The sequence below is a fragment of the Gemmatimonadetes bacterium SCN 70-22 genome, from assembly GCA_001724275.1.
Lineage (GTDB): Bacteria > Gemmatimonadota > Gemmatimonadetes > Gemmatimonadales > Gemmatimonadaceae > SCN-70-22.
Genome location: MEDZ01000032.1, coordinates 1 through 13,515, shown reverse-complemented (window position 1 = coordinate 13,515; position 13,515 = coordinate 1). Strand labels below are relative to the sequence as shown.

At 69.9% G+C, this 13,515-nt stretch carries 14 protein-coding genes and 1 tRNA gene; 3 read left to right on the top strand and 12 right to left on the bottom strand.

Annotation, left to right across the window (positions count from 1 at the left end; all coding sequences use genetic code 11):
* The first annotated feature begins 111 nt into the window (after nucleotides 1-111).
* On the top strand, nucleotides 112-1,020 hold the full coding sequence (locus tag ABS52_14805) for a serine hydrolase (protein ID ODT02202.1): 909 nt from the start codon (nucleotides 112-114) through the stop codon (nucleotides 1,018-1,020).
* 29 nt (nucleotides 1,021-1,049) lie between these two features.
* On the opposite strand, the gene ABS52_14800 is transcribed toward ABS52_14805, so the two are convergent.
* The 11 genes from ABS52_14800 to ABS52_14750 all read right to left on the bottom strand — a co-directional run bounded on the left by ABS52_14800 (nucleotide 1,050) and on the right by ABS52_14750 (nucleotide 8,573).
* Nucleotides 1,050-1,122, bottom strand: a tRNA-Lys gene (locus tag ABS52_14800).
* Between the two features lie 150 nt (nucleotides 1,123-1,272).
* Nucleotides 1,273-1,911 (bottom strand): hypothetical protein, encoded by a 639-nt coding sequence (locus ABS52_14795; protein ODT02201.1) that lies wholly within the window; start codon nucleotides 1,909-1,911, stop codon nucleotides 1,273-1,275.
* Nucleotides 1,912-2,133: 222 nt separating this feature from the next.
* Nucleotides 2,134-2,982: a hypothetical protein gene (locus ABS52_14790; GenBank protein ID ODT02200.1), complete on the bottom strand. Its 849-nt coding sequence runs from the start codon at nucleotides 2,980-2,982 to the stop codon at nucleotides 2,134-2,136.
* 4 nt (nucleotides 2,983-2,986) lie between these two features.
* Nucleotides 2,987-3,643, bottom strand: a complete 657-nt coding sequence (locus ABS52_14785) for a ribonuclease HII (protein ID ODT02199.1) — start codon at nucleotides 3,641-3,643, stop codon at nucleotides 2,987-2,989.
* A gap of 18 nt (nucleotides 3,644-3,661) precedes the next feature.
* Nucleotides 3,662-4,036, bottom strand: a complete 375-nt coding sequence (locus ABS52_14780; GenBank protein ID ODT02198.1) for a 50S ribosomal protein L19 — start codon at nucleotides 4,034-4,036, stop codon at nucleotides 3,662-3,664.
* A gap of 112 nt (nucleotides 4,037-4,148) precedes the next feature.
* Nucleotides 4,149-4,700, bottom strand: a complete 552-nt coding sequence (locus tag ABS52_14775) for a hypothetical protein (protein ID ODT02197.1) — start codon at nucleotides 4,698-4,700, stop codon at nucleotides 4,149-4,151.
* Nucleotides 4,701-4,781: 81 nt separating this feature from the next.
* Nucleotides 4,782-5,483, bottom strand: coding sequence for a tRNA (guanosine(37)-N1)-methyltransferase TrmD (locus tag ABS52_14770; GenBank protein ID ODT02196.1), 702 nt, complete (start codon nucleotides 5,481-5,483; stop codon nucleotides 4,782-4,784).
* Nucleotides 5,480-5,989, bottom strand: coding sequence for a 16S rRNA processing protein RimM (locus tag ABS52_14765; protein ID ODT02221.1), 510 nt, complete (start codon nucleotides 5,987-5,989; stop codon nucleotides 5,480-5,482). The genes ABS52_14770 and ABS52_14765 overlap by 4 nt, the downstream gene beginning before the upstream one ends.
* A gap of 43 nt (nucleotides 5,990-6,032) precedes the next feature.
* Entirely contained in the window at nucleotides 6,033-6,410 is a 378-nt protein-coding gene (locus ABS52_14760; GenBank protein ID ODT02195.1) for a 30S ribosomal protein S16, read from the bottom strand.
* 90 nt (nucleotides 6,411-6,500) lie between these two features.
* Nucleotides 6,501-7,838, bottom strand: a complete 1,338-nt coding sequence (locus tag ABS52_14755; GenBank protein ID ODT02194.1) for a signal recognition particle protein — start codon at nucleotides 7,836-7,838, stop codon at nucleotides 6,501-6,503.
* Nucleotides 7,839-7,886: 48 nt separating this feature from the next.
* Nucleotides 7,887-8,573: a MarR family transcriptional regulator gene (locus tag ABS52_14750; GenBank protein ODT02193.1), complete on the bottom strand. Its 687-nt coding sequence runs from the start codon at nucleotides 8,571-8,573 to the stop codon at nucleotides 7,887-7,889.
* Nucleotides 8,574-8,766: 193 nt separating this feature from the next.
* Here ABS52_14750 and ABS52_14745 point away from each other — a divergent pair, with 193 nt between their 5' ends.
* The gene (locus tag ABS52_14745) at nucleotides 8,767-9,600 is read left to right on the top strand and encodes a hypothetical protein (protein ODT02192.1); all 834 of its coding nucleotides are present in this window, start codon (nucleotides 8,767-8,769) and stop codon (nucleotides 9,598-9,600) included.
* Between the two features lie 285 nt (nucleotides 9,601-9,885).
* On the top strand, nucleotides 9,886-12,360 hold the full coding sequence (locus ABS52_14740) for an endopeptidase La (GenBank protein ID ODT02191.1): 2,475 nt from the start codon (nucleotides 9,886-9,888) through the stop codon (nucleotides 12,358-12,360).
* Between the two features lie 166 nt (nucleotides 12,361-12,526).
* Here ABS52_14740 and ABS52_14735 read toward each other — a convergent pair whose 3' ends face one another.
* A complete protein-coding gene (locus tag ABS52_14735) occupies nucleotides 12,527-13,405 on the bottom strand; it encodes a hypothetical protein (GenBank protein ID ODT02190.1) in 879 nt (292 codons plus the stop codon).
* Nucleotides 13,406-13,515 lie beyond the last annotated feature (110 nt).

Sequence of the window (13,515 nt, the reverse complement as noted above, 5' to 3'; positions counted from 1 at the left end):
CGGCGCCGGGGCGTTCGGCAGGAAAGCGCGATCCCCTGTAACACGACCCAGCGGCCGGAGTGGCAACAGGGACGATTGCCCCGCGACGCCCCTCCCTCGATCTTCCGGTGCATGACTCGCCTCGTCCTCTTCGCCCTTTTGTGCGCTACGTCACTTTCGGCGCAGTCTTCGACCGACTCCCTGCGGGAGCGGATCGCGGCGCGCGTCGCGCGGCACCCCGGCGCCCTGGCCGGCGTGTACTACCGGGACCTTGGCAGCGGGGAGGAGCTGGCATGGCATGCCGACTCGACGTTCCACGCCGCGAGCACGATGAAGGTCCCGGTCATGATCGCGTACTTCCGCGGCGTCGACGAGGGGCGCTTCGGCGCTGGTCAGCGGGTCACGCTCGCCAACCGGTTCCGGTCGATCGTGGACGGGTCACCCTACGCACTGGACGCCGGCGACGACTCGGACAGCGCCCTGTACCGGCGGGTCGGGGAGGAGGTTGCCGTGCGCGAGCTGGTGGAGCGGATGATCACGCGCTCCAGCAACCTGGCCACCAACGTGGTGATCGAGCTGGTGGGGGCCGAGCGGGCGCAGGCGACGGCGCGTTCGTTAGGCGCCTCGACGATGATGGTGCGGCGCGGCGTGGAGGACGGCCTGGCCTTCCGCGCGGGGTTGAACAACACCACCACGGCGCGCGACCTGGGGGCGTTGTTCGAGGCCATCGGGCGTGGCGCCGCCGCGTCGGGCGCCTCCACGCGCGCCATGCTGGAGATCCTCGAGCGCCAGGAGTTCAACGACGAGATCCCCGCCGGGCTCCCGCCGGGGACGCGAGTGGCGCACAAGACGGGGTGGATCACCGGAATCCTGCACGACGCGGCGCTGGTGCTCCCCGAGGGTCGACCGCCGTTCGTCCTGGTGGTGCTGACCAAGGGGATCCCCGACGAGAAGGTGGCGCAGCGCCTGATCGCCGACATCGCGGGGATGGTGTGGGCGCATGCGACGGCCGGGAACCACGTTCCCGGGCTTCTTCCCTGACCCCTCGGGGGGAGGGGGCGGCACCTCGATGACCCGGGCGGGTCTCGAACCCGCGACCTACGGATTAAAAGTCCGTTGCTCTACCGACTGAGCTACCGGGTCTGACACGGCTCCGGCAATCTACCGCGCATCGCCCCGGGTGTGTACCACGGCGAGGCGCCCCGACCGCCCTCGCCGCATCCGTCGCACGCGAAAGGGGCCCCGGCACGTGCCGGGGCCCCTTCGGATGGTGCGGTGCGGAGCGGGGTCCGCTTACTGGATCGAGGCGGTGGTGGCGGCGCCGCCCTGGGTCTCGACCACGAAGACCACGCGGCGGTTGGCCTGCGCCCCCGGCTGGTCGCGCTCGGCGCCCTCGACCACCTGGCGCGCCTCGCCCATGCCGACGGTGCGGATGGTGACGCCCTGCACCCCGGCCTGCGCCAGGTACGCGGCGACCGACTCGGCGCGGCGCTTGGAGAGGTCCTTGTTGTAGCTGGCGGAACCCGCCGGGTCGGTGAAGCCCTCGACCGTCAGCAGCGAGCCGCCGTAGTACTTGTTCACGACGGAGACGAAGCGATCCAGCTGCGGGCGATCCTCGTCACGGACCGTGGCGTCGTCGAACGCGAAGGTCACCGGGAAGGCGAACTTCATCCCGTTCTCCATCGCCGTGATCTTGGCGCCGAACTCGGTGCGGAGCGCGGTGAGGTCGCGGCGGAGCGCGGCGACGTCGTTCTTCAGCGTGGCGACCTCACCCTTCACCGCGGTGATGTCGCCGGAGAGGGCGCTGTCCCCCTGCGCGCGGGCGACGCGCTCGGTCGACAGACCCGTCTCGACGGTGTTGCGGACATATCCCTTGGTGGCGCAGGCGCTCAGGGCCACCGCCGCGGCCGCAGTCGCGGCCAGCTTGTACATACCGTGCATTGATGAACTCCTCAGGTAGGCTGAGTGTTGGCTTCTCGTGCCGCGCGCCCCGTCAGGTGGACTGTCCGCTGGGGAGCAACGAGCACGGGAGGAGTATAGCAGCGGCAGGGAATTCCGCGTGTGACCACAGTCACACCGTAACCAACGACTAATGCGGCAGAGCCGGACGCCCCGTCTCGTGTGAGGCGCGTCACACCCCGACGGCCGCCGGCCTCACGCCGGCGGGGGCGCCGCGGGGGCCTGGGGCTTCCAGAGCCACTCGCCGCCATCGACGACGAGGATCGCGCCCGTGATCCACGATGCCCCGCCCGACGCCAGGAAGGCGACGGCGTTGGCGACGTCGGCCGGGGTCCCCCAGCGCCCCAGCGGGATCGTCTGCCGGGCGTAATCCCCCATGGCGCGCTCGACGGCGAAGACGTCGGTGGCCCCGCTCCCCGACGGCGGGGTGAAGGCCTTCCGCACCCCCTCGGTGGGGATGGGGCCGGGGGCGATGGCGTTGACGCGGATCCCGTGGGGCGCCCACTCCACGGCCAGCGTCCGCGTGAGCGCGTCGATCCCCGCCTTGGCCGCCGTCGCGTGCGCCATCAACGGCCACCCGCGGTAGTGCAGCGTCATCGAGATGTTCACGACGTTCCCCCCACCCTGGCGCTGCATCACGGGGAAGACCGCCTGGGTGCAGTAGAAGGTCCCGAACAGGTCGATCTCGAGCACCGAGCGCCAGGCGTTGGGCGACATCTTCTCCGAGGGGACGTAGAAGTTGCCGGCGGCGTTGTTCACCAGGAGGTCGATCCGCCCATGGGTGGCGGCCACCGATTCCACCACCCCGCGCACCGCGTCGGGATCGCGCACGTCGAGGGTGGCCGCGTGCACGCGGCCTCCCCCCTGCCGCAGCCGCTCCACCGCCTGCGCCAGGCGCTCGGCGTTGCGGCTGGCGATCGCCACCGTCGCGCCTAACGACGACAGCAGCTCGGCGATGCCGAAGCCGATCCCGCTCCCGCCCCCGGTGATGAGGGCAACCTGGCCGGCGTACAGGTCCGGACGGAAGGGCGAGGGAGTCGTCATGGCGCTACTCGTCGATGGGGGGATGGGGCGCCTCGAGCCCCAGGGTCAGCTGCTTCACGCAGAACGAACGACGATGATGCGGCGTCGCCCCGAGCGCGTCCAGCGCCGCGATGTGCGCCGGGGTCCCGTACCCGCTGTTCTGCTCCCAGGCATACCCCGGATACCGCGCCGCCAGCTTCCGCATCAGGCGATCGCGGGTCACCTTGGCGACGATCGACGCGCACGCCACGGCGTAGCACTTCCCGTCCCCGCCCACCACCGCGGTGTGGCTGACCCCGAGCGTCCGGATCGGACGCCCATCCACGATGACGTGATGGGGGACCTGCGCGAGACGGGCCAGCGCCCGGCGCATCGCCAGCGTCGTGGCCCGGTAGATGTTCAGGCGATCGACCTCGCGCACCGACGCCGCCCCGAGGGCGAGGGCCACGGCCCGCTCGCGAATGCGCACCGCCAGCGCCTCACGCGCCTCCGGCAACAGCCGCTTGGAGTCGTCCACGCCGGCGATGGCACGCGTGTTGGCGGGCATGATCACCGCACATGCGACAACGGGGCCCGCCAGGGGGCCCCGTCCGACTTCGTCGATCCCGGCAATCAGCTCGCCGTACGCCTCGCGCGCGTCACGCTCGATGCGCGACCACCGGGGCGAACGCCGGCCGGGCATGCGCCCCGCCCTGCCCCGCTACGCCTTGGCGGGCGCCTCGGTGCCAGGAACGCGCGCCTTCTTCTCCTTGATGCGCGTCGCCTTCCCGGCCAGGTGGCGCAGGTAGTACAGCTTGGCGCGACGCACGCGCCCGCGCCGCACGACCGAGATGTCGGCCAGCATGGGCGAGTGCACCGGGAAGATGCGCTCCACGCCGACACCGTTCGACACCTTGCGCACCGTGAAGGTCGCGCTCACGCCGCTACCGCGACGGGCGATGCAGACCCCCTCGAACGCCTGGAGGCGCTCCTTGTCGCCTTCCTTGACGCGAACGTTGACGCGAACGGTGTCGCCCGCACGGAACGGCGGCACTTCGCGGAGCCACTCTTTCTGGGTTTCGATGAACGGATGCATATGACGCTCGGGTCGGTGAGGCTGGGCCCGGTTTCGGACGATTCTCGGGAGACTCGTAACGTAAGCGGCCGGTTGGCCGTCCGCTACCCTCGCGCTCCGCGAAATCCCCGCCCTACTCGACCCCCCCGCGAATCGTCCCCCCCTTGGCGGACGGCGACGCGTGGACGCTCACGCCAAAGGCATGCGGGTTCTCCCGCAGCTCCTCGGCCAGCGCCCCGGCGCGCTCGTTCCGGGCCAGCGAGATGGTCCCGCGGACCTGGATGTACGGCGTGCGGAGCGCCACGTCCGAGAAGAGCGTCGCCACGATCACGCCATCCGCGCTCGCCCCGCCACGCCGCAGGTATGCCGTGGAGAACGTCTCGCCCCGCGGGTTGTAGATCGTGGCCAGGTATTCCAGCGCGTCATCGTCCTTGACCATGAGGCGCACGGTCCCCCACGCCTCCGATTCCCGCACCGCAGGTGCAACGGACGCCGGCGACGACGACGACGACGGCGACGGCGACGCTGACAGGCGGCTGGTGAAGACGCTCTGCACCGACGCCGGGTGGTAGCTCCCCAGCAGCGGCGACGAACGCGACACGTTGACCTGCGTCGCCATGGCAGCGCAGCCGACGCAGGGACCGAGCGTGAGGAACGTGAGGAAGATCGAGCGCAGCACGATCACAGGGTACGGGAAGGTCCGCCGAGCCTGCCGCAGTATGCATCACAGCGGGTGTGTCGTAAAGCCGCGGTCGCCCGTGTGATCTTACCCGGTACCCCGATCCCGGGTTTCGTCGGCGCGCGCGCGCGTGCGCCGCTCCCCTTCCTCCCGCCGCCACCGCGCGATCTCGGCATGGTTTCCCGAGAGGAGCACATTGGGAACGCCCAATCCGCGGTACTCCGGCGGCCGGGTGTAGCTCGGGGCGCTGATGCCGCGCTCCTCGTAGAACGAGTCGGTGCGGGCGCTGTCGTGATCCGACATCGCCCCCGGGAGGAGTCGCACCACGGCGTCGACGATCGCCAGCGCCGCGGGCTCTCCCCCGCTCAGGACGAAGTCACCCAGCGAGACCTCCTCGGTGGCCAGGTGATCGGCCACCCGCTGGTCGACGTCCTTGTAGTGCCCGCAGAGGAGGGTGAGCTCCTCGCCGGCCGCGAAGCGCATGGCGTCGCGCTGCCCGAAGACGCGCCCGCGCGGCGAGAGGAGGACGATGGGCGCCGTCGCGCCTAACGATTCGACGGCCTCGAAGAACGGCCCCGGCTTCATCACCATCCCGGCCCCGCCCCCGTACGGGTAGTCGTCGACGGTGCGGTGGCGGTCGTGCGTGAAGTCGCGCAGGTCGACCACGTGGTACCGCACGCTCGCCGCCGCTTCCGCCCTGGCGGGAATCGACAGCCCCAGCGGGACCCGGAAGTACTCGGGGAAGATGGTGACGATGTTGATGCGGAGCGGCGCCTCGCGGGGCGTCATTCGAGGAGCCCCTCCGGCGGCGCGACGACGAGCACGCCGCCGTCGACGTCCACCTCGGTGACGAACTCCTCGCGGTAGGGGACGAGGACGGTCGAGCCGTCGCGCTGGATCTCGAGCAGGATGTCGTGGGGAAGCTCGTAGTAGGCGACCACCGTCCCGACCGGCGTCCCGTCGGCACGTTGCACCCGCAGCCCCACCAGGTCGTGCAGGAACACCTCGTCCTCGCCCGGGGGCGGGAGTTCGTCGAGGGGGAGGAGGAGGTAGCGCTCGCGCCAGAGGTCGGCCGCGTTCCGGTCGCGGATCTCCTCGAAGGTGACGAGGAGCCCGTCCTTGAACGGGCGCACGCCGGACACCGTGAGCGTCGCACCATCCCGCGCCAGGTCGCCGGCGGTGGTGCCGGCGAAAAGGCGCGCGCCGGGCGCGAAGATCGCGTCCGGCGCGTCGGTCATCACCTCGAGGTACAGCTCGCCCCGCACCCCATGGGCGCGCCGCACGCGACCAACGATGGCGTGCGACGCCCCGCCGTGCGGCGACGCGGACACGCGTCCCTTACTCGGCGTCCTTCTCGCCCTCGGCGAGCGGCACCGCCGCCGCCTGCAGCTTGCGGGCGAGGCGTGCCTCGTGGCGGGTCTTGAGGATCCCCGCCCGGCGCAGGATCGAACGCACCGTGTCGCTCGGCTGCGCGCCGACGTCCAGCCAGTGGTTGGCGCGATCCTGCTTCAGCTCGACCGCCCCTTCGGTCTTGCGGGGGTGGTACGTGCCGATGATCTCGATGAAACGCCCCTCGCGCGGCGCCGTCGACTCGGTCACGACGATACGGTACATCGGGTTCTTCTTGCGCCCTTCACGGCGGAGTCGAATGCGAACCATGACCTGCTCCTGGTAGTGCGTGGATCCTGCTCCCCGAGCTCCTCGCGTCTCCGGCATCTCCGGAGCGCGCCCGGGTCCTGCCGAGCCGACGAGTCGACGAACACCCGGTCGTCTTCCCGCCGGCTCGTCTTCCCGTCCTCCCGTCCTCTATCGTCCAAACATGCCCGGCGGCATCCCCGGGAAGCCCATCCGGCCGCCACCGGCGGCCTTCTTCATCATCTTCTGCATGTCGCGGAACTGCTCGAGCAGCCGGTTGACCTCGCTGATCGGGCGCCCGCTCCCCTTGGCGATGCGCGCGCGCCGCGACCCGTTGATGAGGTTCGGCGTCTTGCGCTCGGCCCTCGTCATGGAGAGCACGATGGCCTCGACATGCTTCAGGCGCTTGGGGTCCATGTTGGCGTTCTTCAGCATCTTGCTGTTCACGCCCGGGAGCATCTTGAGGATGCTCTCCATGGGACCGAGCTTCTGCATCTGCTTCATGGCCGTGAGGAAGTCCTCCAGGTCGAGCCCTTCCTTGCGGACCTTCTTCTCGAGCTTCTTCGCCTCGGTGGCATCGAAGGCGTCCTGCGCCTTCTCGACGAGCGAGACCACGTCGCCCATCTGCAGGATGCGTCCCGCCATGCGCTCGGGGTGGAACTCCTCGAGCGCGTCGGGCTTCTCGCCGACGCCGATGTACTTGATCGGCTTCTTCGTGACGCCGTAGATGGACAGGGCGGCGCCGCCCCGGGCATCGCCGTCCATCTTGGTCAGGATGACGCCGGTGACGCCGAGCGCCTGGCTGAAGCCGTCGGCGATGCGCACTGCGTCCTGGCCGGTCATGCCGTCGGCGACGAAGAGGATCTCGTCGGGGCGGACTGCCTCCTTGAGGCGGACCAGCTCCTGCATCATCTCGTCGTCGATCTGCAGGCGGCCGGCGGTGTCGAGGATCACGACGCGGTCGCGGGCGCGCTTCGCCTCGTCGATGCCGGCGCGCGCGATCTTCACCACGTCCCTCGTGGAGCGGTCGGCGTAGACCGGGACCTCGAGCGACGCGCCTAACGTCTCCAGCTGGTCGATGGCCGCGGGACGATACACGTCGGCCGCCACGAGGCGCGTGGGGCGCCCTTCCCCCTTGAGCCGGCGGGCGAGCTTGGCCGCCGACGTCGTCTTCCCCGACCCCTGCAGCCCGACCATCATCACGACGGTGGGAGGGACGGAGCTGAGCTTGAGCGGCTCGCGGCGCTCGCCGAGCATGGTGGTGAGCTCGTCGTAGACGATCTTCACCAGCTGCTGCGCCGGCTGCACCGTCTTGAGCTGCGTGACGCCGACCGCCTTCTTCTCGACGCGCTCGAGGAACTCGCGCGTGAGCTGGAAGTTGACGTCGGCCTCGAGCAGCACGCGCCGCACCTCCCGCAGCCCTTCCTTGATGTCCGATTCGGTCAGGACACCACGGCCGCGGAGCTTGGCGAAGACGCCAGAGATCTTGTCGGAAAGCTCGTCGAACATAGAGCCTGTAAGGCTAGCTAAGTCACGCTGGAAATACAACCTACGGCGTCAGCGCCGCGCGACCTCGTCGCCCGCGTCGAACGCCGCCCAGCGCGCGCGCATCCCGTCGGGATCGGCCGCCTCGAAGTCGCGACAGTCCAGCCGCAGCCCCCCCTCGCCGAACGCGGCCCCGACGAAGTCGCAGTGGTGCGGCCGCGCCGTGTCATCGGGGTGCGCGAACGGCCGAAAGAACCGGCAGGCGACGCACGTCCGCGCCGGTGCGATGTCGCCTCGCTCCTGCAGCGTCCGCACCATCTTGACGAGGATGCGCATGAGCATGCGCTGCTCGTCGGGGGTGAGTGCAGCGACGGCGGCGACGACGAACTCCGGGCCGGCCGTGCGCGACGCTGCCTCCTCGTGACCGCGTGTCGTGAGCGTGAGCGCCACGGCCCGCGCGTCGTCGGCGGCACGCCCCTTCGACACTAGCCCCTTGGACACCAGCGCCTTCACCGCGTCGCTCGCCGTCGGGAGCGTCACCGCCATCTCCTCCGCCACGTCCGACAGCCGGCGTGGAGCGCCGCTGGCCTTCAGGAGTGCCAGGACCTGTGCCTGCGTCGGCGTGAGCCCCCGTGGGATCGACTCGCGCCAGGCGTGCGTCCGGAGCGCGAGGCCGAGCTTGTAGAGCCCGGCGGTGACCTGCTCCGCCACCGGGGGCGGGGGGGACGAGGCATCCGGCTGGACCGACACGTCGCTCATGGCTGGAAAGTGGGTGAAGCGCTCCCGGCGGCGATGCCCGCACCGGCGGCGATACGCGTCGAGGGGGGGCGAGCGCTCCCGGCATTGGCCTTCGGGACGCCCCTTGCCCTTGACCAGAAAATAAGGAGTCCTTAGGATTTCGCCACTTGCTTAGGAGTCCTAAGCAATTTCACTCCTCACCCAAGAGCACCCCATGTCCTGGAATCCACCCCCTCGCGCGTATCGCACGACCCTCGCCGTCGTGACCGTCGTCGGACTCGCCGCCACGGCAGCGGGGGCCGCCGGCTTCGATCTCTTCGGGTCGCCCGGCGAGATCCGCTCGGCCAGCGGCGACGCCAGAAGCGCGCGGACGCCCAAGCCCGAGCTCGCGCCATTCGACCTGGTCCTGACGCGCGTGCATCGCGAGGGGACGAAGCTCGTCTTCATCGAGCGGGTGGCCGGACGAGCGGGGGCGACGCGCCCTGCCGCCAACGGCAAGCTCGCCGGGAGCGAGGTGTTCAGTTACGTGTGGCCCACGAGCCTCGATCCGGCGGCGGTGGGATTCGAGGAGAAGACGGGGACGCTGGCCCTCGCCGCCACCGCACATCCCGACTTCGACGATACGCCGCGCTTCGACGAGAACGGCGATGGTGACCCCACCAACGACGGAGAGCTCTGGCACTCGCACTGGGTGGTGCTGGTCCCGGATGATGCCTGCGGCGCCGGGGCGCTCAAGGTACGCGACATTCCGGAGGGGGCGAAGCCGAAGCTCCCGGCCACGTGGCCGGGACTCCCGCTCTTCATCGACAGCCCGGGGTACGAGCCGGCCATCGAGGGCAACGAGATCCGCGTCGAGGTTCCGCTGAAGGAAGTGGGGTTCCCCACCGCCTTCCAGTTCGACGGCGTCACGGCGGCGCTGCGCGTCAACGGCAGCGTGCACAGTCCGCTCCTGTGCGTCGTCGACGTCTTCGACATCGCCTCGGGGAAGCTCACCCTGCCGGGCCAGGTGACGACGACGGCGCCGCGGGGCGACACCGAACCGCGCTGATGCGCGCGCGCACCGCCGCTCACTCCACGTGGGAGGCGGTGCGTGATCGGGACGGCGTGCGTGTGGAGCGGTGCGAGGGGCGCGTGCATGTCGTACATGTCGCGCGTGTCGCGTGTGTAGCATGTCGCGCGCCTCGCGCAGGTCGCGCGTGTCGCGCATGTCGCGCGTGTCGCGCCCGCCCCGTACCTTTGTCCGCGGCGCATGGGGCTCTCCCCCGACGCGCCACGGCCCGAGGACGGGAGCCTGCGGACTCCCGTCTCCCGACTCCCGACTCCCGTCTCCCCGATGATGTCCCGTCCCCAGCGTCGCGACGAAATCCTTGGCCAGGAACTCCCGCCCACGCTCCCGCTCATGGCGTTGCGCTCCACCATCGTCTACCCCCTGGGGACGATCGCGGTGCAGATGGGGGCGCCGGAGAACCTGGCCCTCCTGCGCGACAACGAGGACCCGGGGCTCATCGTCGCCCTCCTCGTTGCATCTGGCGACGTCGACGATCCCATCGACAACCAGAAGCTGGTGGGACGCGTCGGGGTCGCGGCCCGCGTGCACGAGCGGATCAACCTGCCGGGCGACACCGTCCAGATCACGCTGCAGGGGTTGCGGCGCATCACGGTGGAATCGGTGGAACAGGAGGAGCCGTACGTCATCGCCAGGGTGCACGCCGCCAAGGAGCTCCCCGCCGACCCCGACGAACTGAACGACCTCGTCGCCCGCATCGTGAGCGCGGCCGAGACGCTGGCCGACCTGGTCGACCGCATCCCGGACGAGGTCCCGCAGATCCTGAAGATGAACGTCTCCGACCCGGGGCGCTTTGCCGACCTCGCGGCGACGAACATGAACTTCCGGATCTCCGACAAGGACGAGGTGCTGCAGCGCCTCGACGTGGGGCAGCGTCTCCGCTTCATCCTCTCCCGGCTCGAGCGCGAGGTGGCGCGCGCCCGGGTGATGGAGGACGTGAAGAAGCAGACCGAGGTCAAGATCGAGCAGCACCAGCGCGAGTTCTACCTGCGCCAGCAGCTGCGCGCCATCCAGGCCGAGCTGGGGGAGACCGATCCGGGGGAGAAGGAGGCGATCGAGCTCCTGAAGAAGATCGACGACGCCCGGCTCCCCGAGCGGGTGGGGCAGGAGGCGCGGCGCGAGACGGAGCGGCTGCGGATGCTCTCCCCGGCATCGAGCGAGTACCAGGTGATCCGCACCTACCTGGACTGGATCCTTTCCCTCCCCTGGCACAAGCGGTCGGGCGACGAGGAGATCGCGCTGTCCCGGGTGGAGGAGGCGTTGGACGGGCGGCACTACGGGCTGAGCGAGGCCAAGGAGCGGATCGTCGAGTTCCTGGCGGTGCGCAAGCTGCGCGGCGGCGACCCGCACGGCCCGATCCTCTGCTTCGTGGGGCCGCCGGGGACGGGAAAGACGTCGTTAGGCGAGGCGATCGCCAAGGCGATCGGGCGCGAGTTCTACCGCATCGCGGTGGGCGGGGTGCGCGACGAGGCCGAGATCCGCGGGCACCGGCGCACCTACGTGGGGGCCATGCCCGGGCTCTTCCTCCAGGCCCTGCGGCGCGTCGGCGTCAGCGATCCGGTCCTGATGATCGATGAGATCGACAAGATGTCGGGCGGGGGCGCCTCGGGCGACCCGACCGCGGCCATGCTCGAGGTCCTCGACCCGGCGCAGAACCACGACTTCGTCGACCACTACCTCAACCTCCCGTTCGACCTCTCGCGTTCGCTCTTCATCTGCACGGCGAACAACCTGTTCGACATCCCCGCCCCGCTGCGCGACCGCATGGAGGTGATCCGGATCGCCGGCTACACGGTGGAGGAGAAGGTGGAGATCGCCTGGCGCTACCTCCTGCCGCGCCTGCTCGAGGAGCACGGGATTACCGACAAGGACATCCAGTTCACCGACGAGGTGCTGGGGTTCATCTCGTCGCGCTATTCGCGCGAGGCGGGGCTGCGCAACTTCGAGCGCAACATCTCGTCGCTCATGCGCAAGCGGGCGCGCAGGAAGGCGGAGGGGGAGGAGGGGGCGTGGATCGTGGACAACGCCCTCGTGGAGGAGATCCTCGGCGCCCCGAAGTACGCCAACGAGGCGGCGGAGAAGGAGCCCGAGGTGGGGGCGGTGACCGGGCTGGCCTGGACATCGTTAGGCGGCGACATCATGACCATCGAGGCGCTCCGCATGCAGGGGTCGGGAAAGCTGACCGTGACCGGGCAGCTGGGCGACGTGATGCGCGAGAGCGTGGACGCCGCCCTCTCGTTCGTGCGATCGCGCGCCGACGCGCTGGGGGTGACCCCCCAGGACTTCAAGGAGAGCGACCTGCACATCCACTTCCCGGCCGGGGCGGTTCCCAAGGACGGGCCGAGCGCCGGCGTGGCGGTGACGCTGGCCATCGGCTCGGTGCTGAGCCGGCGTCCCGTGCGGCGCGACGTGGCCATGACCGGTGAGGTGACGCTGCGCGGCAAGGTGCTGGAGATCGGCGGGGTGAAGGAGAAGACGCTCGCCGCCTATCGCGCCGGGCTGCGCGAGGTGATCCTCCCGGCCGGCAACCAGAAGGACCTGCGCGACGTGCCGGACGAGGTGCGCGGGAACATGGCGTTCACCTTCGTGAGCAGCATGGACGAGGTGTTCCGGCTGGCGCTCCTCTCCTACGCGGCGGGAGGGCTGGCCGACGCGGTGCCGGTGAGGGAATCCGGAATGAGCCAGGGTGACGAAGCGTCCAAGACCAGCGCCCAATCACCGGCCCCAACGCCGGCAGGGTGATCGGCGCACCGACGGCCGATATCCTCTCGACGTGCAGTCGTCGTCCTGAGTCGCGGTCGGCCGCCCGCGTGGGTGGACGCATCGTCCCAGCCCGAGCTTGGCGCCGCTCAGCCTTCGCAGGCGGATGACGCCGCCGACCAGGACAGCTTCGCATGCGCCCTCGCCATCACGGATGCCGCCACAAGCGGTACACGACGAGCTCCGCCCCCTGAAGGTGATGTATGCCATAGACCGACGTTCCGTCGCGTGACGCGTCCACAATCGCAATCGGAGAGTCGAACGCTTGGGCCCTGCCAATTCGAAGGTCTGGCAGGAGTCGTAGCACCACCGACTGATCGGTCCGGAGATTCTGCAGCGATAGCAGGAAGCCAGGACCAACCCTTACGAGCGGACCGGCATACCACGATGGAATGTCGCCGCGAGCGCTCAGCATGCTGTCGAGTGTCGCATCATCGGAGAGCGCTGACGATACTCGCAATGCACCTGTGCTGTCGATGCTCCACATGCGAAACGGCCAGCGTCGCTCATTGACGACAATGTGTGTCGGCGTCGTCGTGATCGCGAACGCATCCGGCGACGCCAGGCGCTGATCTCGTGCGAACGGGATGCGCGACGGAGTGGCCACGCGCGCGCCCCGCCGCAACAAGACCGCGCGTCCGCCGCGATCGATCGCCACGACTCGAACACCTTCGCCGTCGACTGCTGCCGCGATCAGTCGGTACTGAGCCGCCAGGGCGTGGCCGACCTGCGGAGCCTCCGAAGATCCATCCACTCGCACGCGTGCGATCCATGCTTCTCCGAGCGCGATCACCGCATCGTCGGAAGCACAGCCGACCGCCAGCGGAGCCCACCCGAGCACGTGCCGCGCGTGGATCACGCGTGCGCCCGGATCGACGAAGTACAGTGTGTCCGATCGGCCGCTCCACAACGTGATCGCCGCGCCGCAGTCCACGACTCCCCAGGGAACACTCTGCTCCGCCAGCTGCAGCCGCCAGTCCTCGATGAGCGCATCGCTGCCGTTCTCATGTCCACAGGCGCCAAGCATCGCCAGGCACAGTGGACCTGACCCGGTTTGATGGACACCTCACCAGCCCCAAATTGAGGGCGGAGGTGTTCAATGGCAGCACGACGGAAGCAGACCGCAGGGGACCAGCG